Origin of the sequence: Pseudomonas sp. R2-60-08W, from assembly GCF_003852335.1 — a bacterium.
In the GTDB taxonomy this organism is placed as follows: Bacteria; Pseudomonadota; Gammaproteobacteria; order Pseudomonadales; family Pseudomonadaceae; genus Aquipseudomonas.
In genome coordinates, this window is sequence record NZ_CP027731.1 from 1,435,266 (window position 1) to 1,457,629 (window position 22,364).

At 61.2% G+C, this 22,364-nt stretch carries 21 protein-coding genes; 9 read left to right on the top strand and 12 right to left on the bottom strand.

What is annotated here, in order from left to right; translation table 11 throughout:
• Positions 1-10: 10 nt before the first annotated feature.
• Together C4J90_RS06440 and C4J90_RS06445 are read right to left on the bottom strand one after the other, a co-directional pair.
• A complete protein-coding gene (locus C4J90_RS06440) occupies positions 11-481 on the bottom strand; it encodes a YchJ family protein (RefSeq protein WP_124361639.1) in 471 nt (156 codons plus the stop codon).
• A 4-nt stretch (positions 482-485) separates the two neighbouring features.
• The gene (locus tag C4J90_RS06445) at positions 486-983 is read right to left on the bottom strand and encodes a DUF6231 family protein (RefSeq protein WP_124419441.1); all 498 of its coding nucleotides are present in this window, start codon (positions 981-983) and stop codon (positions 486-488) included.
• A 174-nt stretch (positions 984-1,157) separates the two neighbouring features.
• Here C4J90_RS06445 and C4J90_RS06450 point away from each other — a divergent pair, with 174 nt between their 5' ends.
• Positions 1,158-1,916 carry a collagen-like protein gene (locus C4J90_RS06450; RefSeq protein WP_124361641.1) on the top strand — a complete coding sequence of 253 codons (759 nt, stop codon included), beginning with the start codon at positions 1,158-1,160 and terminating at the stop codon, positions 1,914-1,916.
• A 79-nt stretch (positions 1,917-1,995) separates the two neighbouring features.
• Here the strand turns inward: C4J90_RS06450 and C4J90_RS06455 are convergent, their stop codons facing one another.
• Positions 1,996-2,460 (bottom strand): CopD family protein, encoded by a 465-nt coding sequence (locus C4J90_RS06455; RefSeq protein ID WP_124419442.1) that lies wholly within the window; start codon positions 2,458-2,460, stop codon positions 1,996-1,998.
• 99 nt (positions 2,461-2,559) lie between these two features.
• On the opposite strand from C4J90_RS06455, the gene dinG reads away from it, so the two are divergent.
• The 6 genes from dinG (at position 2,560) to C4J90_RS06485 (ending at position 11,025) form a co-directional block, all read left to right on the top strand.
• Positions 2,560-4,704 carry an ATP-dependent DNA helicase DinG gene (dinG, locus tag C4J90_RS06460; RefSeq protein ID WP_124361643.1) on the top strand — a complete coding sequence of 715 codons (2,145 nt, stop codon included), beginning with the start codon at positions 2,560-2,562 and terminating at the stop codon, positions 4,702-4,704.
• Between the two features lie 89 nt (positions 4,705-4,793).
• On the top strand, positions 4,794-7,103 hold the full coding sequence (locus tag C4J90_RS06465) for a beta-galactosidase (protein WP_124419443.1): 2,310 nt from the start codon (positions 4,794-4,796) through the stop codon (positions 7,101-7,103).
• A gap of 82 nt (positions 7,104-7,185) precedes the next feature.
• Positions 7,186-8,331 carry a serine hydrolase domain-containing protein gene (locus C4J90_RS06470; protein ID WP_124368943.1) on the top strand — a complete coding sequence of 382 codons (1,146 nt, stop codon included), beginning with the start codon at positions 7,186-7,188 and terminating at the stop codon, positions 8,329-8,331.
• A gap of 143 nt (positions 8,332-8,474) precedes the next feature.
• Entirely contained in the window at positions 8,475-9,629 is a 1,155-nt protein-coding gene (locus C4J90_RS06475; RefSeq protein WP_124419444.1) for an OmpA family protein, read from the top strand.
• A 27-nt stretch (positions 9,630-9,656) separates the two neighbouring features.
• Entirely contained in the window at positions 9,657-10,304 is a 648-nt protein-coding gene (gene pdxH / locus C4J90_RS06480) for a pyridoxamine 5'-phosphate oxidase (protein ID WP_124419445.1), read from the top strand.
• A 256-nt stretch (positions 10,305-10,560) separates the two neighbouring features.
• Positions 10,561-11,025, top strand: coding sequence for a glycine zipper 2TM domain-containing protein (locus C4J90_RS06485; RefSeq protein WP_065886131.1), 465 nt, complete (start codon positions 10,561-10,563; stop codon positions 11,023-11,025).
• Between the two features lie 714 nt (positions 11,026-11,739).
• Here the strand turns inward: C4J90_RS06485 and nhaA are convergent.
• Positions 11,740-12,924, bottom strand: coding sequence for a Na+/H+ antiporter NhaA (nhaA, locus tag C4J90_RS06490; protein WP_124414034.1), 1,185 nt, complete (start codon positions 12,922-12,924; stop codon positions 11,740-11,742).
• A gap of 217 nt (positions 12,925-13,141) precedes the next feature.
• Between nhaA and C4J90_RS06495 the strand changes: the two genes are divergently transcribed.
• Entirely contained in the window at positions 13,142-14,236 is a 1,095-nt protein-coding gene (locus C4J90_RS06495; protein WP_124419446.1) for a PLP-dependent cysteine synthase family protein, read from the top strand.
• A gap of 620 nt (positions 14,237-14,856) precedes the next feature.
• On the opposite strand, the gene C4J90_RS06505 is transcribed toward C4J90_RS06495, so the two are convergent.
• The 3 genes from C4J90_RS06505 to C4J90_RS06515 all read right to left on the bottom strand — a co-directional run bounded on the left by C4J90_RS06505 (position 14,857) and on the right by C4J90_RS06515 (position 17,945).
• Positions 14,857-16,470 carry an NAD(P)/FAD-dependent oxidoreductase gene (locus C4J90_RS06505; protein ID WP_124366147.1) on the bottom strand — a complete coding sequence of 538 codons (1,614 nt, stop codon included), beginning with the start codon at positions 16,468-16,470 and terminating at the stop codon, positions 14,857-14,859.
• A 108-nt stretch (positions 16,471-16,578) separates the two neighbouring features.
• Positions 16,579-17,250 (bottom strand): COG3650 family protein, encoded by a 672-nt coding sequence (locus tag C4J90_RS06510; protein WP_124419447.1) that lies wholly within the window; start codon positions 17,248-17,250, stop codon positions 16,579-16,581.
• Positions 17,251-17,345: 95 nt separating this feature from the next.
• Positions 17,346-17,945: a short chain dehydrogenase gene (locus C4J90_RS06515; protein ID WP_124419448.1), complete on the bottom strand. Its 600-nt coding sequence runs from the start codon at positions 17,943-17,945 to the stop codon at positions 17,346-17,348.
• Positions 17,946-18,049: 104 nt separating this feature from the next.
• Here C4J90_RS06515 and C4J90_RS06520 point away from each other — a divergent pair, with 104 nt between their 5' ends.
• Positions 18,050-18,967, top strand: a complete 918-nt coding sequence (locus tag C4J90_RS06520) for a LysR family transcriptional regulator (protein WP_124419449.1) — start codon at positions 18,050-18,052, stop codon at positions 18,965-18,967.
• Here C4J90_RS06520 and C4J90_RS06525 read toward each other — a convergent pair.
• The 5 genes from C4J90_RS06525 to C4J90_RS06545 form a co-directional block, all read right to left on the bottom strand.
• A complete protein-coding gene (locus C4J90_RS06525) occupies positions 18,955-19,440 on the bottom strand; it encodes a DoxX family protein (protein WP_124361653.1) in 486 nt (161 codons plus the stop codon). The two genes, C4J90_RS06520 and C4J90_RS06525, sit on opposite strands and share 13 nt — an antisense overlap.
• Entirely contained in the window at positions 19,437-20,213 is a 777-nt protein-coding gene (locus C4J90_RS06530; RefSeq protein WP_124419450.1) for a DNA-binding domain-containing protein, read from the bottom strand. The genes C4J90_RS06525 and C4J90_RS06530 overlap by 4 nt, the downstream gene beginning before the upstream one ends.
• Positions 20,210-21,088 carry a DUF692 domain-containing protein gene (locus C4J90_RS06535; RefSeq protein WP_124419451.1) on the bottom strand — a complete coding sequence of 293 codons (879 nt, stop codon included), beginning with the start codon at positions 21,086-21,088 and terminating at the stop codon, positions 20,210-20,212. The genes C4J90_RS06530 and C4J90_RS06535 overlap by 4 nt, the downstream gene beginning before the upstream one ends.
• 23 nt (positions 21,089-21,111) lie before the next feature.
• Complete coding sequence (locus C4J90_RS06540) at positions 21,112-21,408, bottom strand: DUF2282 domain-containing protein (protein ID WP_124361656.1); 297 nt, start codon at positions 21,406-21,408, stop codon at positions 21,112-21,114.
• 253 nt (positions 21,409-21,661) lie between these two features.
• Positions 21,662-22,363 (bottom strand): ABC transporter ATP-binding protein, encoded by a 702-nt coding sequence (locus C4J90_RS06545; RefSeq protein WP_065932826.1) that lies wholly within the window; start codon positions 22,361-22,363, stop codon positions 21,662-21,664.
• Position 22,364: the final 1 nt, after the last annotated feature.

The following is a 22,364-nucleotide window of genomic DNA, read 5'->3' on the forward strand; positions in this document are numbered from 1 at the left end:
TGTCAGGTCGTTAAAAGTAGCTGGAACAGCACTTCTTGAATTTCTGTCCGCTGCCACACAAACATACATCATTACGCCCGGCCTTCACCTCCACCGTCGGATCGATGAAGTACCAGTGCCCCTCGTTCTGTACGAAAGAAGAGCGTTCACGGTGGCTGTGTTCACCAGCACTGTCGTGCCAGCGCGCCGTGAACGTGACGAAGGCGTGCTCCGGCTGGCCACCGAACACCTCTGAGCTTTCCACCTCAAGGCCGAGCCAGGTGCTTTGAGCGCTCCAGGCGGCAATCGCGTTGCGATCGAGGCCCGCTTGTTGCGCCGGCAGGGTGGTGCTCACCAGATAGTCCACCAGGCCCAGCACGTAGGCGCTGTAACGCGAACGCATCAGCGCCTCGGCAGAGGGCGCCGGGTGGCCGGCGTGGTAATGGCCGCAGCAGGCGTCCAGCAGATTGCCACTGCCGCAGGGGCAAATGGATGTACTCATCGTGTTACCACCAATACTTTCCAAAATTTTCCGGATTGGCCCAGAAGCGGGCGTTGAGCCAGTCCGGCACTTGTTTATAGTCAAGCAGATCGTAGGTAAACAGCGTCAGCACCTGCTCATCACGCTGGAAACGCTCACCGGCTTGCAGCGCCAGGGAGAAAAAGTCGGTGTCCTTCCAGGCGCAGGCATCCATGTCCACCAGCACCGCGATGCGGCTGGCATTGAGGTTACGGACACCACCCAATAACCTCAGACCCTGGGGTTTGGGCAGGTGTTCAAGGCAATCGACCACCAGCGCCAGGTCAAAACGCTGCGCCGCCAGGTCGGCAGGCAGTGGCCCGGGTTGCGCAACGCTGACGAGCACATCGGGGTGCGCTGTTTTAAACGCATCCAGTGCCGGGAAGTGGCTGGCGCCCAACAGCAGCAGGCGTTTGGGAGCGTGCAGGTCCAACAGCGCAGCCAACGCTTGCTGGGGCGTACGGGCAGAAATTCCAGCGGTCATCGCAGATCCTCACATCAGGACCGTAGAGACTAGCGCGCCTGGGCGTGCGGGCCTAGAGCATCAGGGCAATACCGCTGGCGTTGCGAAGTTTTTTGATCCTTCACTGGCAAAGCGCCTGCAGAAGTCGTTACTGTGCGTCCAAAGAAAAATTTGAAAACACTCGGGAGCCCCATGATGCGTAAGGTTTTTCTGCTGGCCCTGTTGGTCAGCCCCGTTGCCCTGGCCCAGAGTGTCAGTGTCGAAACCAACTCGTTGATGCGCCTGCCCAGCAGCACCAGCGTGTTGCAACTGGAGCGCCTGGACGTGGCGGACTACGGCACCCTGCTGATTCCAGCCACCATCAGTCAGATCGCGGTGGAAGAACTGCATCTGGGGCGTGACGCGCGCATTGCGATTGTCCCCGGCAATACCGCGCTGCAGTTGCAGGTGCGCCAGGCTCAACTGGAGCACGGCAGCCAGATCACCTCCCGCGGCGCCCCCGGCACTCATGAAAAACCGGCCAAAGCCGGGCGTGACCTGACCTTGCGTATTAATTCGCTGACGGCTGAAGAACTGTCGGTGGACGCCCGTGGTGGCGCCGGCGCCCAAGGGTACGCGGGCCTGGATGGTGCCAATGGCGTCGACCCGGGTTGCACCTGGGGTTCGGCCGGACGCGGGTTCAATGGCGATAACGGCGGCGATGGGTTGCCGGGGGCGTCGGGGGCGGCGGTGCGTATTGAGCTGGCTCAGGATTTCCCAGGCGACAAGATCAAGGTCTTGGTGGACGGCGGCGCCGGTGGTTTGGCCGGTGTAGCGGGCAAACCTGGCAAGGGCGGGCAGTCCAAGGGCTGCCTGGTGTACCGCGCCGATGGCGGCGACAAAGGCCGGCCTGGGTTGGAAGGGCAGCCGGGGCCGGCTGGGCCTGCGGGGTCTGTGACCATTCAACGGCTCTGAAGCGCCGTAGCTTCAAGCTTCAAGTTTACAGCTGCAAGTTCAAAGCTTGCAGCTTCAGGCTTGAAGCTTGGCGCTGTGCTTAGAACATTGGCCGAGCCGAAGCAATCGCCACCACCACCAACCCCACAATCAAGTTAACGCCCACTAGTTTGCGAATCTGCCCCAGCGCCGCCGCGCCCGCCGGCCAGTCCTCAGCCGCCACCGCCGCCTTCAACGCCGGAAACTTCAACGCCTGGATGCGAATAAACAGCGCCGTCATCACCAGGTACAAGCCCATCATCACTTGCACATAACGCGGTGCGGTTTCAAAGCCGTTGAAGCGCAGGTGCAGCAGGCCGACGCCGCTGATCGGCAAAATCAGTACCGCCACCCACACCCATACAAAAAAACGTTGAAACACATTTGCCCACAGCTTCAGCCGGGCAGGGCCCTCAAGGGCCGCCATGGCGGCGGGGCGCAGGATCATCCAGGCGAAAAACATACCGCCGACCCAGATCAGGGCGGCCAATACATGCAGGGTGTAAGCGAGGCTAAACGCGGTCATTGTGGTACTCCGTTCTGCGCGGGATTAATTAGCGGGGTATGATAGCGGCCGATCCGAACCACTGAAAATTTATCCAGCGTTTTTTGCGCCCGACTATCCATGATCAGCACTGAACTCAAAACTACGATCCAGGGCGCTTATACGCGTTTTCTCGAAGCCAAGAGCTTGAAACCGCGCTACGGCCAACGCCTGATGATCGCCGAAGTGGCGAAAGTCCTCGGGGATATCGACACTGACGACGAGGGCCGCCGTGCGGGCGAACCGGCGGTTGTGGCCGTCGAGGCCGGCACCGGCACCGGCAAGACCGTGGCCTACAGCCTGGCTGCGATCCCCACCGCCAAGGCCGCAGGCAAGCGCCTGGTGATCGCTACGGCGACCGTCGCACTGCAGGAGCAGATTGTCTACAAAGACCTGCCTGACCTGATGCGCAATAGCGGCTTGAGTTTTACCTTTGCCCTGGCCAAGGGGCGTGGCCGCTACATGTGCCTGTCCAAGCTCGATGTGTTGCTGCAGGAAGGCCACGCGCAGACCGCTACGGCCTCGCTGTTCGAAGAAGAAGGCTTCAAGATCGAGGTCGATGAGGCCAGCCAGAAGCTGTTCACCAGCATGATCGAGAAACTCGCGGGCAATAAATGGGACGGTGATCGCGACAGCTGGCCCACGGCCCTGGAGGATTCCGACTGGGCGCGCCTGACCACCGACCACAGCCAGTGCACCAACCGCCATTGCCCCAACTTCGGCCAGTGCGCCTTCTACAAGGCCCGCGAAGGTATGGGCAAGGTTGATGTGATCGTCACCAACCACGATATGGTGCTGGCCGACCTGGCCCTGGGCGGCGGCGCCGTATTGCCGGACCCGCGCGACACCCTGTACGTATTCGACGAAGGCCATCACCTGCCGGACAAGGCCATCGGCCACTTTGCCCATTACACGCGCCTGCGCTCTACCGCCGACTGGCTGGAAACCACCGCCAAGAACCTCACCAAGCTGCTCGCCCAGCATCCGCTGCCCGGTGACCTGGGCAAGTTGATCGAACAGGTGCCCGAGCTGGCGCGGGAGATCAAGACCCAGCAGCAGTTCATGTTCAGCGCCTGCGAGCAGGTGGCCGACTTCAAGCCCGGCGAAGACGTGGAAGGCCGTGAGCGGCCGCGTCACCGGTTTGTTGGCGGGATGATTCCCGAGCATATGCGCGAAATGGGCATTGAACTGAAGAAAGGCTTTTCACGCCTGACCGACCTGTTCACCCGTCTTACGGACTTGCTCAAGGAAGGCATGGATGGCGAGGTCAATATCGGCATCGCCAGCAACCAGGCCGAAGAATGGTACCCGCTGTTCGGTAGCCTGCTGTCCCGCGCCCAGGGCAACTGGGAGTTGTGGACCGCCTTTACCGTCGAAGACCCGGAAGACAACCCGCCCATGGCGCGTTGGCTGACCTTGTCAGAAAGCGGTGCGCTGTTCGATATCGAGGTCAATGCCAGCCCGATCCTGGCCGCCGAAATGCTGCGCCGCAACCTGTGGAACGTGGCCTACGGCTGCCTGGTGACGTCGGCCACGCTGACCGCCCTTGGCACCTTCGACCGCTTCCGCATGCGCGCCGGCCTGCCGAAAAAGGCCGTCACTGCGGTGGTGCCGAGCCCGTTCCACCACGCCGACGCCGGCGTGCTGCGGGTGCCCGACCTCAAGGCCGACCCAAGGGACGCGCCGGCGCACACGGCGGCGATCATCCGCGACCTGCCGGGATTGGTGGAAGGCTCGCGGGGCACCCTGGTGCTGTTTTCGTCGCGCAAGCAGATGCAGGACGTGTTTGACGGCCTTGATCGCGACTGGCGTAAACAGGTGTTTATCCAGGGCAACCTGTCCAAGCAGGAAACCTTGAACAAGCACAAGGCGCGGGTCGATGGCGGTGATTCCAGCGTGTTGTTCGGCCTGGCGAGCTTTGCCGAGGGCGTGGACTTGCCCGGCGCCTACTGCGAACACGTGGTGATCGCCAAGATCCCGTTCTCGGTGCCGGACGATCCGGTTGAGGCCGCGCTGGCCGAATGGATCGAAGCCCGAGGCGGCAACCCATTCATGGAAATTTCGGTACCCGATGCTTCACTGAAACTGGTGCAGGCCTGCGGGCGCTTGCTGCGCACCGAGCAGGACCGGGGCACCATCACTTTGCTCGATCGCCGCCTGGTCACCCAGCGCTATGGCAAGGCCATTCTGAATGCCTTGCCGCCGTTCAGGCGCGAAATTTCTTAAGCCACAGTGGGCGAATTCGTCCACTGCGTGGTCTATCTCACTGTATGTCATCAGGCCAGCCATCGGCCGTTTGGGAGAACCTTGTTCGTATGATTCGCACGCTGCCCGCTCTTTTTGCCCTGCTGTTCGCTGCGCCCTTGATGGCCGCACCGGCCGGGCAACAAACTCTGTTCAACTTCGTCCGGCCCGCCGATGTGGTCAAGGTGGCGACCCAGGACGCCAGCCTGCCGCAATACAACGCCGAACAAACGCCCGAAGGCGAGGTGCTGCGCCGCATCACCTTCAACCCGGCGGCCGAGCCGAGCCTGGTGCTCAGCCCGCAAACGGGCGTGTGGGACTGGTCGCAATCGGGCGCCATGAGCCTGCGTATCCAGAGCGCCATGAACTGGGCGTTGACCCTCTACATAAAGGTACAAAGTGCCGACGGTAAAACCCTGTTCAGCCGCATCGACTTGCCGGCCGGCCCGGCCCAGACCTTGCTGGTGCCGCTGCAAGCCCACTCGCCGCTGAGCCAGGGCATGAAGGCCGGCCCGCCGATGCCGATGACCGTGGACGGCCAGCGTGTGTTGCTGGCTGCCAGCGCCGGGGACATCGACCGCAGCCAGGTGGTGTCGGTGACGCTGTCGATGATCAAACCGAATGCCGCCCAAAGCATCCTGCTGGAGCGCTTTGGCGTGCAGGACAGCGAGCCGGTGATGAAAGCTGCCTACAGCGAACTGGTGGACGCTTACGGCCAGTCCACCCGCGCGCGCTGGCCGGAAAAAGTCAGCAACGACGAGCAGCTCAAGGCTGCGGCGGCCAAGGAGCAACAACAACTGAAGGTGTGGCTTGCCGAGCGGGACAAATCCTCCCTGGATCAGTACGGCGGCTGGAACAAGGGCCCGGCGTTCGACGCCAGCGGCTTCTTCCGCACTGAAAAGCGCGACGGTCGCTGGTATCTGGTCACACCGCAAGGCCATCCGTTCTACTCGCTGGGTGTCAACACCGTGGCCCCGGACAACAGCCAGACCTACGTGGCCGGGCGTGAGTGGATGTTTGCGGCGCTGCCCAAGGCCGGCGAGCCCTTCGACAAGTATTACGGCAGCGGCGATAACCGCACCGGCAACGGCGCGGGCGAGGGGCGTGGTTTTGGCGCAGGGCGTTGGTATGATTTTTATGGCGCCAATCTGCAGCGCACCTATGGCACTGAAACCGGCACCGACGGTTTCGACCAGAAGCGCTGGGTGACCCACACCCTTGATCGCCTGCAAGCCTGGGGCTTCAACACCGTCGGCAACTGGAGCGATCCGGACCTGGCCACGGCCGACCGCGTGCCCTACACCTTGCCGCTGTCGATTGTGGGTGACTACGCCAGCATCAGCACCGGCACCGACTGGTGGGGCGGCATGCCTGACCCGTTCGACCCACGTTTTGCCATGGCCACTGAACGCGCCGTGGCCATTGCCGCTCGCGATCATCGCGACGACCCGTGGCTGATCGGCTTCTTTGCCGACAACGAACTGGCCTGGGCCGGCCCTGGCGACGATGCAAAATCCCGTTACGCCCTGGCCTACGGCACCCTGCGCATGACCACCGACGTACCGGCCAAGCGTGCCTTCCTCAAGCAACTGCGCGACAAATACCGCAATGAAGAAGGTCTGTCGAAAGCCTGGGGCATCCACCTGGCCGGCTGGGAACTGATGGAAGACCCTGGCTTCGAGCCGCCTATGCCTGACCCGGAGCATCCCGAAATCGAGGCTGACTTCAAGTATTTCCAGAAGACCTTCGCCGACGCTTACTTCAAGACCATTTCCGATTCGCTGAAATGGCACGCGCCCAACCAGTTGCTGCTGGGTGGGCGTTATGCGGTGAGCACCCCCGAAGCCGTGGCAGCCTGTGCCCAGTACTGCGATGTGCTGAGCTTCAACATGTACACCCTCAAGCCCCAGGACGGTTATGACTTCGCCGCCCTGCGTGCACTCGACAAGCCGGTACTGATCACCGAATTCAATTTTGGCTCGACCGACCGTGGCCCGTTCTGGGGCGGCGTCACCCAATTGGCCGCCGAAGAAGGGCGTGGCGCGGCGTACGCGGCCTTCCTCAAGCAAGCCATGGCGGAGCCGTCGATTGTCGGCGTGCACTGGTTCCAGTACCTGGACCAGCCGGTGACCGGGCGTTTGCTGGACGGTGAAAACGGCCACTTCGGCCTCGTTGGCATTACCGACGTGCCCTTTCAGGGCTTTGTCGACAGCGTGCGCAAAAGCAATCTCGCGGCGGTCGACCAGTTGGGTAAAGCGGCCGAAAAGGCCAAGGCGGCCGGCGCGGCACGCGAGAGCGAGGGCGGCCGGGCAGGCCAGGCCGGCAAAGACGCAGGCCAGGGCGCCGGGCACGCCGGCGGGCACTCCGCAAATGGGCATTGATTCGTCGTTGATGGGTTCACAAAACCCCTAATGGCTGGAACAATGTCGGCCACTTTTCATGATGTTTTTCGAGGTCGCTCAGGTGCAGATTCAGGGTCATTACGAGCTCCAGTTCGAAGCGGTACGTGAAGCGTTCGCCGCATTGTTCGATGACCCTCAGGAGCGCGGCGCCGGGCTTTGCATCCAGGTCGGCGGCGAGACGGTCGTCGACCTGTGGGCCGGCACCGCCGACAAGGACGGCGCCGAAGCCTGGCACAGCGACACGATCGTCAACCTGTTCTCTTGCACCAAGACCTTCACTGCGGTCGCTGCGCTGCAACTGGTGGCCGAAGGCAAGCTGAAGCTGGACGCGCCCGTGGCCGAGTACTGGCCGGAATTCGCGGCGGCGGGCAAGGAATCCATCACCCTGCGCCAGTTGCTCTGCCACCAGGCCGGGTTGCCGGCGATCCGCGAGATGCTGCCCGCCGAAGCCCTGTACGACTGGCAACTGATGGTCGATACCCTGGCGGCCGAAGCGCCGTGGTGGACACCCGGCCAGGGTCACGGCTACGAGGCGATCACTTATGGCTGGCTGGTCGGTGAGCTGCTGCGCCGTGCTGACGGGCGCGGGCCCGGAGAGTCCATTGTGGCGCGGGTGGCGCGGCCATTGGGATTGGATTTTCACGTCGGCCTGGCGGACGAAGAATTTTATCGTGTCGCCCATATAGCTCGCAGCAAAGGCAATATGGGCGATGCCGCGGCACAACGGTTACTTCAAGTAATGATGCGTGAACCCACGGCCATGACTACCCGTGCATTTGCCAACCCACCGTCTATTCTGACCAGCACTAATAAACCCGAGTGGCGGCGTATGCAGCAACCGGCGGCAAATGGTCACGGGAATGCACGGAGCCTGGCCGGGTTTTATAGCGGTTTATTGGACGGTAGTTTGCTCGAAAGCGACATGCTCGAACAATTGACCCGTGAACACAGTATTGGCCCGGATAAAACCTTATTGACCCAAACCCGTTTCGGCCTGGGTTGCATGTTGGACCAACCGCAGTTGCCCAATGCGACATTCGGCCTTGGCCCGCGCGCCTTTGGGCATCCCGGGGCAGGGGGCTCGGTAGGATTTGCCGACCCTGAGCATGATGTAGCGTTCGGTTTCGTGACTAATACCCTGGGGCCCTATGTACTTATGGACCCACGTGCGCAGAAGTTGGTCGGAATATTGGCCGGTTGTCTATAAACCCCTTGCTGTTTCACAATTTTTTGTTACAAAGACACGTATAAGAAGACGCTGAACGCAATGATGTAACTTCAATGTTCTTTAAGCGTCGGTTTAACGGGGCATCTGGCCCCCCTGATTTTTTCTCATTTTGTGGATATCTCATGTTATCGAACAAGTCCTTGGCACTGGCGCTGTGCCTCACTATTACCGGCTGTGTACAAACACCACAGAATGATGCCGAAGGTGGGCACTGGTGGTCATTTGGGTCCGATAAGGCTGCTACCAAGGACGCAGTGACCCAAACCGACGCCAAGCCGGACGCCAAGCCCGCTGCCGGCGCCAAGGATGCCGCGCCTGTTGCCGCTGCCGCAGCGCCTGCCCCGGCAGCCAAGGCTGACACAGGCTCCAGCTGGTGGCCATTCTCCACCAAGAGCGCCGACGAAAAGGCCGCCGAGGCCAAGGCCGACCTGAAAGCCGACCTCAAGGCCGCAACCCCGGCTCCGGACGGTGCTCCGGTCGTGGCCAAGACCGATACCGAAGCCCACTGGTGGTGGCCGTTCGATACCAAGCCAAAGCCGCTGGCCAAGGTCGATGTGACCAACGTGCCGATGCCTGATCCGAAAATCACCCAGGCCTGGTTGGACGATTACGAGCCGCGCCTACGTGCCGCCATCAAGGACAGCAACCTGCAATTGGAACGTCGTGACAACGTGCTGGTAGTGATTGCCCCGGTGGACGGCTCCTACAACCCGAAACGTCCAGCGATGCTGCTGCCGGTGACCCTGGGCCCGTTCACTCGCGTCGCCAAGGCCGTCGAAGCGGATCCAAAGACCGCCGTACTGGTGCTGGGCCACGTCGATGCCACCGGTAGCGCGCCGGCCAGCCAGGCGCTGAGCAAGGAACGTGCGCAGTCGATTGCCTCGATTTTCAGCCTCAGCGGTTTGAAGCAGGATCGCCTGATGCTGCGTGGCATGGGCGACCTGATGCCGCGTGCCGCCAACGACAGTTCCCAGGGCCGTGCGCTGAATCGTCGCATGGAAATTATGTTCACTCAGCGTACAACTATGTTGGCGCTGCTGAACAAGTACAACTCGGGCAAGACCCCGCCTGTGGCGGAAATGGTTGCCGTGCAGGATGTTCCCGCACCGGCCCCGGCGGTAAAAGCCCCTGCGAAGAAAGCGCCAGCCAAGAAGGCCGCCGCCAAGCCAGCTGCTAAAGCCGCAAAAAAAGCCCCGGCCAAATCGGCTGCAAAGAAACCGACTCCGGCCAAGGCCAAGGCTGCTGCACCGGCGAGTAACGACCAGGCGAAAAACTGATCCGTTGAACCAGAAGGATAACGCCGCATGACCCAGGCACTGGCCGATATGCGCCGTGACTACACAAGGGACGGTTTGAGCGAGGCCCAGGCCCCGGACGAGCCGTTTGCCTTGTTCCACCAATGGTTCGCCGATGCGGTGAAAACCGAGCAGGCACCGGTGGAGGCCAACGCCATGACCCTGGCCACGGTCGACCAGGAGGGTCGGCCGCACTGTCGCATCCTGTTGCTCAAGGGCCTGGATGCGCAGGGCTTTACCTTCTTTACCAACTATCAGAGCGCCAAAGGTGAACAACTGGCGGCGCGGCCATTCGCGGCAATGACCTTTTTCTGGCCGACCCTCGAGCGTCAGGTGCGCATTGAAGGTCGCGTGGTCAAGGTTACGCCTGAAGAATCGAATGCGTATTATCAGGTACGACCGCTGGGCAGCCGCCTGGGGGCGTGGGCATCGCCGCAGAGCAAGGTCATTGGTGATCGCGAAGAACTGCAGGCGCTGCTCAAGGCGACCGAACAGCGTTTCAGCGACACCCAGCCCGACTGCCCCGAGCATTGGGGGGGCTATCGTTTGTTACCCGAGCGCATCGAGTTCTGGCAAGGCCGCGCCAGCCGCCTGCATGACCGTCTCAACTATCGGCTGCAAGCGGGCCAATGGACGCGCGAGCGTCTGGCGCCCTGAGCGTCCCCTTTCGTCATCTAATTTGAATCATGCCCTTTGCGCCGAAGTCTTTATGCAGGAGACTTCGGCGTTTTCGGCTGTATGGCTACACTGACTAACCACGCTATGGCATGTTTTGGTTAAGCTACCGTTCGTCGAGCTGTGTGGTGCCGACAGCCTGTACTCAGGCTGAATGAAAGCACTTTTCTGCCTGGCTCGCCGTGACAGGCGCCAGGCTGCAGCGTTTAATGAATACCTGTCCTTTGGAGTTGATGCTATGCGTAAGTCCGTTTTACTAGTTGCCTGCTTTACCACCCTGTCCTTGCTGTTGGGTGGCTGCGCCTCGAGTCTGACCGGCGACTCGTACTCCCGTGACGAGGCGCGTCGTGTACAGACCGTCCGCATGGGTACCATCGAATCCCTGCGTCCGGTCAAAATCGAAGGCACCAAGACCCCAATCGGCGGTGCTGCGGGTGCGGTCATCGGCGGCGTTGGCGGCAGCGCCATCGGCGGCGGCCGTGGCAGCATCGTTACCGCTGTGATCGGCGCGGTAGCCGGTGGCCTGCTGGGCTCGGCCACCGAAGAAGGCCTGACCCGTACTCAAGGCGTGGAAATTACCGTTCGTGAAGACGACGGCAGCATGCGTTCCTATGTACAAGCCGTGCAGGAAAATGAAATTTTCCGCATTGGCGACCGTGTGCGCATCATGACGGTCGACGGTACCAGCCGCGTTACTCGCTAAACGCGTAGGCAACAGGCAAAGAAAAACCCCAACCGGGTGACTGGTTGGGGTTTTTCTTTGTCTGTTGGCCGGATCTTCCAAAAATGCATAAGTGGCAGGTAATAAAAAACCGCCTTAGTAGGGCGGTTTTTTATCGCAAGGCCATATGAAGCTCGGCTTGCATGCTCACAGAACGCAATGACATGTCGGAATACTACTGTCGGTTGACGTTTCACGCAAGATGCGGCTCTGAGAGGGACTGTTGCTTCTGCTACTTTTTTTGTCAGAAAAAAATGGCAATAAATATTCCGGGCCACTCTGCGCTTAGTCACACCTTCAACGGGCCGCTCAGCTAGTATCGAGGCCGTTCTACGTTCGTCACTCTGTGAGTCGACGGGGTCAGCAAAAACAAGTTTTCTGGACCAGCCGCCACGGGCTAGTAATCCGTGCCGGATTGATGCGGAGGGCCCGTCAACCCTGCCGCCTCATGGAACGCAATGACAGCATTCGAAGGCTCACGTGTTCCGGTAAGTGCGCTGGAGGTAGGCCCAACTCTAGGAGGGCCGAGTATGTCTAAGTTTGCACGACGTACGTGGAACCTCGTGGTGAATGCCCTGCGTTTTTATCACGTATGGGTATTCCTGCGGGACAGCTTTGATGACCTGTAAGGTCTGAGAAGTGGAGCCGCCTCGATTCAGGTCGAGGCGGCTTTTTGGTGTTTGGATGGCACCTCAACTATGAAATAACGGCTTTCTTGCGACTTGCTATTGCCGTCACCGCATAACCAATAAACGCCGCCACTATCGACCCGGTCAGAATCCCCATGCGATCTTCGCCGGCGAACTCGCTGACCCCCGGTACAAATGCCAGTGAGCCGACAAACAGGCTCATGGTAAAGCCGATGCCGCACAGGATCGCCACGCCCAGCACCTGGCCCCAGTTCGCACCGCTGGGCAGTGAGGCGATGCCGGTCTTGATGGCCAGCCAGGTAAGGCCGAACACACCGATGGTCTTGCCGATCAACAGGCCGGCGGCAATGCCCATGGGCACAGGGTGGGTGAAACTCTCAAGGCTGACGCCGGTGAGTGACACCCCGGCGTTGGCGAACGCGAACAGCGGCAGGATGGCGTAGGCCACCCACGGGTGCAGCGCATGCTCAAGGGTCAGCAGGGGCGAGGTTTCGGCATTTTTGGTGCGCAGTGGAATGCAGAACGCCAGGGTCACCCCAGCGAGGGTGGCGTGGACGCCGCTCTTGAGTACGCACACCCACAGGATCAGGCCGATGATGAGGTACGGCCCGAGCTTGACCACACCCAGGCGGTTCATCGCGATCAGGGCGACCAGGCAGGCCGCTGCACCCGCCAGGGATGCGCCGGACAGGTCAGCGGAATAGAACAGCGCAATGACGATGATGGCACCCAGGTCGTCAATGATTGCCAGGGTCATCAGGAACAGTTTCAGCGACACCGGCACGCGCTTGCCCAGCAGCGCCAGGACGCCGAGCGCAAAGGCGATATCCGTGGCCATCGGGATCGCCCAGCCGGCGAGGGCTGCAGGGTTATCCTTGTTCAGCGCCCAGTAGATGAGCGCGGGGACGACCATGCCGCCGATAGCCGCCGCGCCGGGAAGGACGACCTGGGACGGTTTGGACAGGTGACCATCGAGCAGCTCGCGTTTGACTTCGAGGCCGATCAGCAGGAAGAACAGGGCCATCAGGCCGTCGTTGATCCACAGCAAGGCGGGCTTGGCGATTTGCAGCGCGCCAACCTGTGCCACCACCGGGGTGTCGAGAAAGGCGCCATACAGGTGCGACAAAGGTGAGTTGTTGATAATCAGCGCCAACGCGGCAGCAGCAATCAACAACAGACCGCTGGCGGCTTCCAGCTGGAAAAAACGGGTGAAAGTGCTTCGCAGAGGCAAGGGATGCTCTCCAATCCAGGTTCAATAGGTGGGTACCCTAACCCGTACCGTTAGTTGTTAAAACAAAAGTTATATTCTTATTTGTTATAAGCGTCGGTCAGAGCGGGCGCTGTTTCTGAGCCTAGCAATTGTGTGTCCAATTGAGTCCTCACTGTATCTGTGTGCAGTGTAGGAAACCCCCTAATATCGGGGCTGAAATTCTTAGAGAAACCTCCTCATGAGCGATCACCGTCCCTGGGCCCGCGAAGCCATTCGTATCATTGAAGCGGATTTCCAGCGCAGCGCAGACACCCATCTGATCCCTTTGCCATTGCCGGGTTTGCCGGGTATCGAGTTGTATTTCAAGGACGAGTCCAGCCACCCGACCGGCAGCCTGAAACATCGGCTGGCGCGCTCGCTGTTCCTGTACGCGTTGTGCAATGGCTGGCTGAAGCCGCACGCCCCAGTGATCGAGGCCTCCAGCGGTTCGACGGCGATCTCCGAAGCCTATTTTGCGCGCCTGCTCGGCCTGCCGTTTATCGCCGTGATGCCCGCCACCACTTCCCAGGAGAAGATCGCCCAAATCGCCTTTTATGGTGGTAAGAGCCATCTGGTGCAGGATCCCACGCAGATCTACGCCGAATCCGAACGCCTGGCCCAGGAAAGCGGCGGCCACTTCATGGACCAGTTTACCTACGCCGAGCGCGCCACCGACTGGCGCGCAAACAACAACATCGCCGAGTCGATCTTCCAGCAGTTGCGTTTCGAGCAGCATCCGGAGCCGAGCTGGTTGATTTCCAGCCCCGGAACTGGCGGCACTACCGCGACCCTGGGGCGCTATGTGCGTTATCGCCAGCATTGCACGCGAGTGCTATGTGCCGATGCCGAACGTTCGGTGTTTTTCGATTATTACCTGAGCGGCGACGCCAGCCTGCGTCTGGACTGCGGCTCACGGATCGAAGGGATTGGCCGGCCACGGGTCGAAGCCTCGTTTTTGCCCGCTGTGATCGATGCGATGGTCAAGGTGCCGGATGCGCTGTCTCTGGCAGCCATGCATTATCTGGCCGAGCGGTTGGGGCGGCGCGTGGGCGGTTCCAGCGGGACCAACCTGATCGGTGCCCTGGTAGCTGCGCAGCAGATGAAAGCGGCGGGGGAGTCGGGGTCGATCGTGGCGATCTTGTGTGATGGTGGCGAGCGCTATGCCACGACTTATTATGATCAGGCGTGGCTGGCGGCGCAGGGCTATGCGTTGCAAGGGTTGATTGCGGCCGTTGCGGCGAGTGTCGAGCAGGGTGAGCCACTGCCGGCCAGCATCCTGTGTGCCAATATCTGATACCCCGCAAACCCAATGTGGGAGGGGCGGTGCGACGATCCGACTTGCGGTGTGTCAGTCAAAAAATTCAGATTGAACCACTGCTATCGGGGCATAGGTATCTACACAGCTTTAGCATGGCCCTGAACCTGTGACGGCTCTGGAGCCGAAGCCTCTCTAACTGACGTCTCGCGTTCCAAATGTGGGAGGGGGCTTGCCCCCGATGGCGGCCTGACAGCCGACCAGGGTGTTGGATCAGAGCGAGTACATATCCGTTGCTGCGGTAACGGCGGCTGGCGGTTCCGCTCTTACAGCGGGTCACTTTTGGAAGGACCCAAAAGTAACCAAAAGGTCCTCGCCCCACCACTCGGCACCTCGCCCAGGCTCGGTGTGCCCGTAATCCGACAGTGATTTGGGGGGCCGCCGCCACGCGCCATCCATGGCGCGGGGCGGCTAAACCGGCATCCCTGCCGGTTTAGCCCCCAAATCACTATCGAATTGCGGCCAGCGTGGTTTAACGGGGCGACTGAGATCAAGATCAAAAGCAAGAGCGGCTCGCTTCGCATCGTGGTTACCGTAGGCTGCTACAAAGTTGTGTAGATACCTATGACCATCGGGAGCAAGCCCCCTCCCACATGTTTTCAGGCCTCGATGCCCAGCATATCCCGCGCCAACGCTTCGGCAATCCGGATCCCGTCAACGCCTGCCGACAGGATCCCGCCGGCATAACCCGCGCCTTCGCCGGCCGGGAACAAGCCTTTCACGTTGAGGCTCTGCATCGACTCATTGCGGGTAATGCGCAGCGGCGATGAGGTGCGCGTCTCGATACCGGTCAAGACCGCATCGTGCAGCGAGTAGCCTTTGATCTGCTTTTCGAACGCCGGCAAGGCTTCACGGATGGCTTCGATGGCGAAGTCCGGCAGGGCCAGGGCCAGGTCACCCAGGGCTACCCCAGGCTTGTAGGACGGTTCTACGCTGCCGATGGCCGTGGACGGCCGGCCTGCGATGAAATCGCCGACCAACTGTGCCGGGGCCTCGTAATTACTGCCGCCGAGCACGTAGGCATGGGACTCCAGGCGCTCCTGCAGTTCGATACCGGCGAGCGGGCCGCCTGGGTAGTCCACCTCAGGCGTGATGCCGACCACGATGCCTGAGTTGGCGTTGCGCTCATTGCGCGAATACTGGCTCATGCCGTTGGTCACGACGCGATTGGGCTCCGACGTCGCGGCCACCACGGTGCCGCCAGGGCACATGCAAAAGCTGTAGACCGAGCGACCGTTCTTGGCGTGGTGCACCAACTTGTAATCGGCGGCGCCGAGTTTCGGGTGCCCGGCGTATTTGCCCAGGCGCGCGGCGTCGATCAGCGACTGTGGGTGCTCGATACGGAAGCCCACCGAGAACGGCTTGGCCTCCATGTACACGCCACGGCCGTGAAGCATACGGAAGGTGTCGCGGGCGCTGTGGCCCAGGGCGAGGATCACATGCCTGGAGAGGATTTGCTCGCCGCCGTCGATGACCACGCCCTTTAACTGGCCCTCTTCGATCAGGACGTCGGTGACCCGTTGTTCGAAGCGCACTTCACCGCCCAGGGCAATGATTTGCTGGCGCATGTTTTCCACCACGCCGGTCAGACGGAATGTGCCGATATGCGGCTTGCTGACGTAGAGAATCTCTTCCGGGGCGCCGGCCTTGACGAACTCATGCAGCACCTTGCGCCCGTGGAATTTCGGGTCCTTGATCTGGCTGTACAGCTTGCCGTCGGAGAAGGTCCCGGCGCCGCCTTCGCCGAACTGCACGTTGGACTCGGGGTTGAGTACGCTTTTGCGCCACAGGCCCCAGGTGTCCTTGGTGCGCTGGCGTACTTCCTTGCCACGCTCGAGGATGATCGGCTTGAAGCCCATCTGTGCCAGCAGCAGCCCGGCGAAGATGCCGCATGGGCCGAAACCGACCACCACCGGCCGTTCGACCAAGCCTTCCGGTGCCTGCCCTACCACGTGGTAACTGACATCCGGCGCCGGATTGACGTTGCGATCATCGGCGAACTTGAGCAGCAGGGCGGCTTCGCCCTTTACATTCAAGTCGACGGTGTAGATGAAGCACAGCTCCGAGGACTTCTTGCGGGCATCATAGCTGCGCTTGAACAGGGTGAAATCGAGCAGGTCATCACTGGCGATGCCCAGGCGCTGCACGATGGCGGGCCGCAGGTCTTCTTCGGGATGGTCGATGGGCAGCTTGAGTTCGGTGATTCGTAACATGACAGGATCCGGTAGGCGGCGGGCAAGAAGGCCGGCTGTTTTGCAAACCGGCGATTATAAGCCCCAATGGCGTCTTTCCGTCAGGTTAAAAAACAGCGCAGGGCGCAATCAGTCGTCCCGCGAGCCGCCAAAGGCTGCGCAACCACGCTGGACCTGGCCGTTGACACGCAATTGGGCGGTCATGTGCTGCAGGCTGCCGCTCACGCTGTCGACGCATCGCTGCGGGGCGACCCACAATTCGATGTGCTGGTTATTGGCGTCGGTCATCAGGTTGAAGCGCCCGTCACCCAGTTGCTCTTCGACATAAGGCACTGCCAGGGGCGGTTGGCCTTCGCGTTCCAGCACCATGCCCTTGGCCGTGACGCTCATCGCCCAGGCCGGCTTATGGCCGTTTGCCCGCAGGATCATGCGCTTGAAGTCCGGGTCGCCACAGGCTGAGGTCGAGCGCTCGACGCGATACAGCTGTTGCAGGTCCACCGAACCCTGGGTGCCGCTGGCAACGCCGGAAAACTTGCCACGCAAATCTGCAAACAACGCGCCCTGCTGACCGGCCAGCGAGGCGGCCTCCTGCAGGATGCTGGTGCCACCGGTGTCGTTGACCACGTAGTTGCGCTGGTCGTTGCAGGGCTGGAACAACAGCTTGCCGTCCACCGCCATCAATTCACCCTGCATGCGGGTCAGCCCGGCGGTAGACAGCTTGGCGGGCTCGCTGTCGAACATCTGGCAAGCAGCGAGCAAGGGGAACAGGGCTAGCAACGTTAGGGTCGAGGCGGCACGCATTTTCGGTCTCCAGACAAGTGCCGCCACGTTACGCAGGCTCGCGCCGCATCACAAGCCCGCGGCCCAGCTTCAGGCGATTCTTACAGACCTGCAACTCAACCCACGATAAAGGTCTGACCGGTCTGTAAGCCCTCGACACTTTTTGCATAGGCCAAGGCCACTTCAGCGCCGGCAACCGGTTTGAATCCACGGAAATACGGCGCATAGCTGCCCATGGCTTCCACCAGCACCGTCGGGCTCACGCAATTAATGCGCAAGCCGCGTGGCAGTTCAATTGCCGCTGCTTTGACAAAGGCGTCCAGCGCGCCGTTGACCAGCGCAGCAGAGGCGCCGGTGCGAATCGGATCACGGTTCAGAATGCCGCTGGTGAAGGTAAACGACGCGCCGTCATTGGCGAACTCCCGGCCGATCAGCAGCAGGTTGACTTGGCCCATCAGCTTGTCCCGCAGGCCCAGTTCGAAGTCGGTTTCGTTCATGTCGCCCAGCGCCACGAAGTTCACGCTGCCCGCCGCGCAAACCAGCGCGTCGAACGTGCCGGTCTGCTCGAACAGTGTGCGAATCGAGGCGCTGTCGCTGATATCGACGTGGAAGTCGCCGCTGTGGCGGCCGATGGCGATCACCTCGTGACGCTGCGCCAGCTCTGCCTTGACCGCTGAACCGATCGTGCCGTTGGCACCAATTAAAAGAATTTTCATCGTGCTGCTCCTTCAGGGGGTGGGTGAAGGTTGAGTCTAGGGTGGCTTTTTCAGCGGATAAACCTGCTAATAGGCAACCTTTGGTTTTCAGTTGGAAACAATCCATGAGCGAAATGGATGACTTGGCGGCCTTCGCGGTGTTGATCGAAGCCGGCAGTTTCACCGTGGCGTCGGAGCAACTGGGGTGCAGCAAGGGCCAATTGTCCAAGCGAATCAGCCAGCTCGAAGCGCAGTACGCCGTGGTGCTGTTGCATCGCACCACGCGCAAGCTGAGCCTGACCGCCGCAGGCGCGGAATTGCTGCCCCAGGCACAGGCGCTGGTGGTGCAAGTGGAGCGTGCGCGTCAGGCCTTGGCGCGACTCAAAGATGATTTGGCCGGGCCAGTACGTATGACGGTTCCGGTGTCATTGGGAGAAACCTTCTTCGATGGCTTGTTGCTGGAATTTTCCAAGCACTACCCACAGGTGCAGATCGAACTGGAGCTCAATAACAACTATCGTGATCTGGCGCGGGATGGCTTCGATCTGGGCGTACGCTCGGGTGCCATCGAGAATGAGCGCCTGGTGATCAAGCCGCTGCTGGCCTGGCACGAGATGACCTGCGCCAGTCCGGCCTATCTGGAACAGCACGGTGAACCGCTGCACCCGGCGGAGCTGGCGGGCCATACCTGTTTGCTCAACAGTCACTACAGCGGCCGCGAAGAATGGCTGTATCACCAGCAGCATGAGCTGTTGCGTGTGCGGGTCAGTGGCACTTTCGCGTCCAACCACTACAACCTCTTGAAGAAAGCCGCATTGGTGGGCGCCGGTATCGCGCGCCTGCCGTCCTACCTGCTACCGACGGAATTGGCGGAGGGTCGATTGCGCTGGCTGCTGCGCGATTATCAAACGCGCAGCCAGCCGATGTACCTGGTGCATCCCTATCAAGGTGGCCTGCCGCGGCGCACCCAGGTACTGGCCGACTATTTGGTGGACTGGTTCAAGCGCAGCGGCGCGGCCCTGGACCGTCTTCAGCGGGAGTGACGGGCGATCCAGTGGTCGATGGACAGCCGGCCCGGGCCCTTGGCCACCAGCAGCAGTAACAGCGCGATCCAGGTGCCATGGGTCGGGTAGGCGTCCGGATAGACAAACAACTGAATGGTCAGGGTCATGCCGATCAAGGCAAGGGCCGAGAATCGCGTGGCGAATCCCAGCAGGATCAGCACCGGGAAAAAGTGCTCGGCAAACGCTGCCAGGTGCGCGGCGACTTCAGGTGACAACAGCGGCACGTGGTATTCGCTGCGAAATAACGGCAAGGTCGAGGCGGCCAGTTTGGGGGCGCCGAGTTGGAAGGTGCCGCTGATCAGATCAATGGCAAACCCTTCGACTTTGGTTTGTCCGGATTTCCAGAACACCGCCGCGATAGAGAAGCGCGCGATAAAGGCGATCAGGCTGTAGGGAATTTTTTCAAAAAGTGCGATGGCCTGTTTCAGCAGGCTGGCGGCGGAATTGTTCATGGCGATACCTTGGGTTCCAGGTGTAAATGAGTAATGGCGTCGTGGCTGATCAACAGCGTCAGGCACCGATGCAGATCGAATTCGGAGGAGGCCTGCAAGGCATGCTCCACCGCCATCTCCAGTCTCGCGCCCTGGTTCAGGCAGTTGATAAAGGCCACCGAGCCGCTGTCGATGACGAAGACCTTGACCGCCAACCCGTGGCGCAACACCAGCGCGTTCTGGGCAGGCCACGGGGTCAAGCCAGCGAGGTCGCCGTCCGCCTGGTGCGCGGCCCATACCGTCACGACCGCGTAAGCAGAGCTCAAGGTGGCGAGCGATGGATGCAGCGTCAGGCTCAACCGCGCTACGCCTGATTGACCTTGCAGATGCTGGAGAACAGCGTGCTGGCACAGCGCCGGAATGTCGGTCGCGTGATAAGCACGCACCCGCAGGCGCTCCAGCCGCGCGACATCCGCCAGGTAGGGCACGCTGGCGGCCGGTGCGAATGCCTGGATAAAGTCGGCCAATGTGCTGCCGTACGCGTTGATCAGCGGGCTGGTGGGCGGGTTGGCCTGGACGAAAACGCCAGCCATGGCGCGGAAAAACTCATCGCCCACCAGCTGTAGCGTCACGGGATAACTGGCCGCCAGCGCATTGATCAACGAACTGTGGACGTTATTGCGATACACCGCAAAGCGGCTGGCGGGGTCGGCGCCGTTACTGCTGAACACCCCCTCCGGGCAGGAACCGTGCGCCGCGAGCAGGGCGTGGGTGAACGCGTCCTGAAGGCTCATGACATCACCTGCGACAGATACCATTCGGCGTGCCTGGCCTCGGCGTGCAGCGTGCTGAAGCTCGGCACCTGGTTATCCCGTTCGATCAGCGTGGCGACCGGCCCAGTGCGTTTGAGCAACTGTTCGTATAGCTGCCACACCGCAGCATCGATCGGCGCACCGTGATCATCGATAAGCAGCCTGTCGCCCAGGCTGTCGGTGTCTTCGGCAAACCCGGCCAGATGTATCTCGCCGACGGCATGCAACGGTAAGGCATCGATGTAGGCCAGCGGATCGCGCTGATGATTGATGCACGACACGTAGACGTTATTCACGTCCAGCAGCAAACCGCAGCCGGTGCGCCGAATGACTTCGTTGATGAAGTCCGCTTCGTCCAGGGTGGAGCGTTGAAATTGCACATAGGTCGACGGGTTCTCCAATAGCATCGGCCGCTTGAGCGCGCTTTGCACTTGGTCTATGTGCTCGGCTACGCGCGCCAGGGTTTGTGCATCGTAGGCCAGGGGCAGCAGGTCATTGAGAAACACCGCGCCGTGGCTGGACCAGGCTAGGTGTTCGGAAAATGAGTGAGGTTGATAGCGTTCGATCAGCCCGGCCAACCGTGCCAGGTGCTCAAGGTTGAGCGGGCCTTCGCCGCCGATGGAGAGGCCCACGCCGTGCAACGACAGTGGGTAGCGTTCGCGGATCAACCCCAGGTAATGGTGAAAAGGGCCGCCGGCGACCATGTAGTTTTCGGCGTGCACTTCAAAGAAACCAATGTCTGGTGAAGAGCCGAGCACTTCAGTGAAGTGCTCGGTCTTCAGTCCCAATCCGGCCCGACGCGGCAGGCCGGATGCCTGAGCCTGGGAGACGGCTTGCAGGGATGAAAGGGTCATCATCAGTACTCAGGTCGCGTTGGGCTTCAGGACTTTGCGGTGAAAGCAGCTTCCTGGCCGAAACCGGTCGGCGAGGTAGTGCTTGGGGTTTTCAGGCAGGTACCGGCTGGGACCAGTTTCCAGGCGTTGGCCTGGTCCTTGGTTTTGGACGTACCGGCGCACGAGGTGCCAGCGCCGGCGGCGCAGTCGTTCTTGCCGGCCTCGGCGATGCCGAAGCATTTCTGCATGTCGTCGGCAGCATGGGCGGTGGTGGTCAGGGCGGACAGGCTCAGGGTCGAACCGAGGGCCAGGAGGAGGGCGGCAGCGGACAGTTTGGTGGTCATGGGGTATCTCCAGCAGTGGTTGAGTTGGCAAGCTTGATTGCCTGCTTGCACCACTAGAGAGAGGGGGACGAACTTCGTTACAAGCCAGCCGGAAAAAATTTAGAAAACGCGGGTTTAAGGATCACACAAAGCAAATGTGGGAGGGGGCTTGCCCCCGATGGCTGAGTGTCAGTCAATATAGTTATCAACTGACCCACCGCTATCGGGGGCAAGCCCCCTCCCACATTGAGTACCGGTTCATCCAGCAACCGTTTTAACCGCCCAGGTAGGCCTCACGCACCTTAGGATCGGTCAGCAATTGCTCGCCAGTGCCCTGCATCACCACCCGGCCGTTTTCCAGCACGTAGGCCCGGTCGGCAATTTTCAGGGCCTGGTTGGCGTTCTGTTCCACCAAAAACACCGTTACCCCGTCCTTGCGCAGTTGCTCAATGATGTCGAAGATCTGCTGGATGATGATCGGTGCCAGGCCCAGGGACGGCTCGTCCAACAGCAACAGCTTGGGCTTGCTCATCAACGCCCGCCCGATGGCGAGCATTTGCTGCTCGCCGCCGGACATGGTGCCGCCGCGCTGGCTGAAGCGCTCCTTGAGCCGAGGGAACAGGTGCAGCACCTTGTCCATCTGTTCCTGGTAATCGCCCTTGTCGGTAAAGAACCCGCCCATGGCCAGGTTCTCTTCCACGGTCAGGCGCGAAAACACGCGACGGCCTTCCGGTACCACCGCAATGCTCTTGCGCATGATTTCGGCGGAGTGCTTGCCCACCAGCTCTTCACCCATGTAGCGGATGCTGCCGCTGTGGGCCTGGGGCGAGCCGCACAGGGTCATCAGCAACGTGGACTTGCCAGCGCCGTTGGCGCCGATCAGGGTCACGATCTCGCCCTGACGCACTTCCACGTTGACGCTGTGCAGGGCCTGGATCTTGCCGTAGAAAGTGGAAACGTTTTCGAATTGCAGCATT

Coding starts and splice junctions, on each gene's coding strand:
- C4J90_RS06440 (WP_124361639.1), bottom strand. CDS start 481: ATGAGTACATCCATTTGCCCCTGCGGCAGTGGCAATCTGCTGGACGCC.
- C4J90_RS06445 (WP_124419441.1), bottom strand. CDS start 983: ATGACCGCTGGAATTTCTGCCCGTACGCCCCAGCAAGCGTTGGCTGCG.
- C4J90_RS06450 (WP_124361641.1), top strand. CDS start 1,158: ATGCGTAAGGTTTTTCTGCTGGCCCTGTTGGTCAGCCCCGTTGCCCTG.
- C4J90_RS06455 (WP_124419442.1), bottom strand. CDS start 2,460: ATGACCGCGTTTAGCCTCGCTTACACCCTGCATGTATTGGCCGCCCTG.
- dinG (WP_124361643.1), top strand. CDS start 2,560: ATGATCAGCACTGAACTCAAAACTACGATCCAGGGCGCTTATACGCGT.
- C4J90_RS06465 (WP_124419443.1), top strand. CDS start 4,794: ATGATTCGCACGCTGCCCGCTCTTTTTGCCCTGCTGTTCGCTGCGCCC.
- C4J90_RS06475 (WP_124419444.1), top strand. CDS start 8,475: ATGTTATCGAACAAGTCCTTGGCACTGGCGCTGTGCCTCACTATTACC.
- pdxH (WP_124419445.1), top strand. CDS start 9,657: ATGACCCAGGCACTGGCCGATATGCGCCGTGACTACACAAGGGACGGT.
- C4J90_RS06485 (WP_065886131.1), top strand. CDS start 10,561: ATGCGTAAGTCCGTTTTACTAGTTGCCTGCTTTACCACCCTGTCCTTG.
- C4J90_RS06495 (WP_124419446.1), top strand. CDS start 13,142: ATGAGCGATCACCGTCCCTGGGCCCGCGAAGCCATTCGTATCATTGAA.
- C4J90_RS06505 (WP_124366147.1), bottom strand. CDS start 16,470: ATGTTACGAATCACCGAACTCAAGCTGCCCATCGACCATCCCGAAGAA.
- C4J90_RS06510 (WP_124419447.1), bottom strand. CDS start 17,250: ATGCGTGCCGCCTCGACCCTAACGTTGCTAGCCCTGTTCCCCTTGCTC.
- C4J90_RS06515 (WP_124419448.1), bottom strand. CDS start 17,945: ATGAAAATTCTTTTAATTGGTGCCAACGGCACGATCGGTTCAGCGGTC.
- C4J90_RS06520 (WP_124419449.1), top strand. CDS start 18,050: ATGAGCGAAATGGATGACTTGGCGGCCTTCGCGGTGTTGATCGAAGCC.
- C4J90_RS06525 (WP_124361653.1), bottom strand. CDS start 19,440: ATGAACAATTCCGCCGCCAGCCTGCTGAAACAGGCCATCGCACTTTTT.
- C4J90_RS06530 (WP_124419450.1), bottom strand. CDS start 20,213: ATGAGCCTTCAGGACGCGTTCACCCACGCCCTGCTCGCGGCGCACGGT.
- C4J90_RS06535 (WP_124419451.1), bottom strand. CDS start 21,088: ATGATGACCCTTTCATCCCTGCAAGCCGTCTCCCAGGCTCAGGCATCC.
- C4J90_RS06540 (WP_124361656.1), bottom strand. CDS start 21,408: ATGACCACCAAACTGTCCGCTGCCGCCCTCCTCCTGGCCCTCGGTTCG.
- C4J90_RS06545 (WP_065932826.1), bottom strand. CDS start 22,363: ATGCTGCAATTCGAAAACGTTTCCACTTTCTACGGCAAGATCCAGGCC.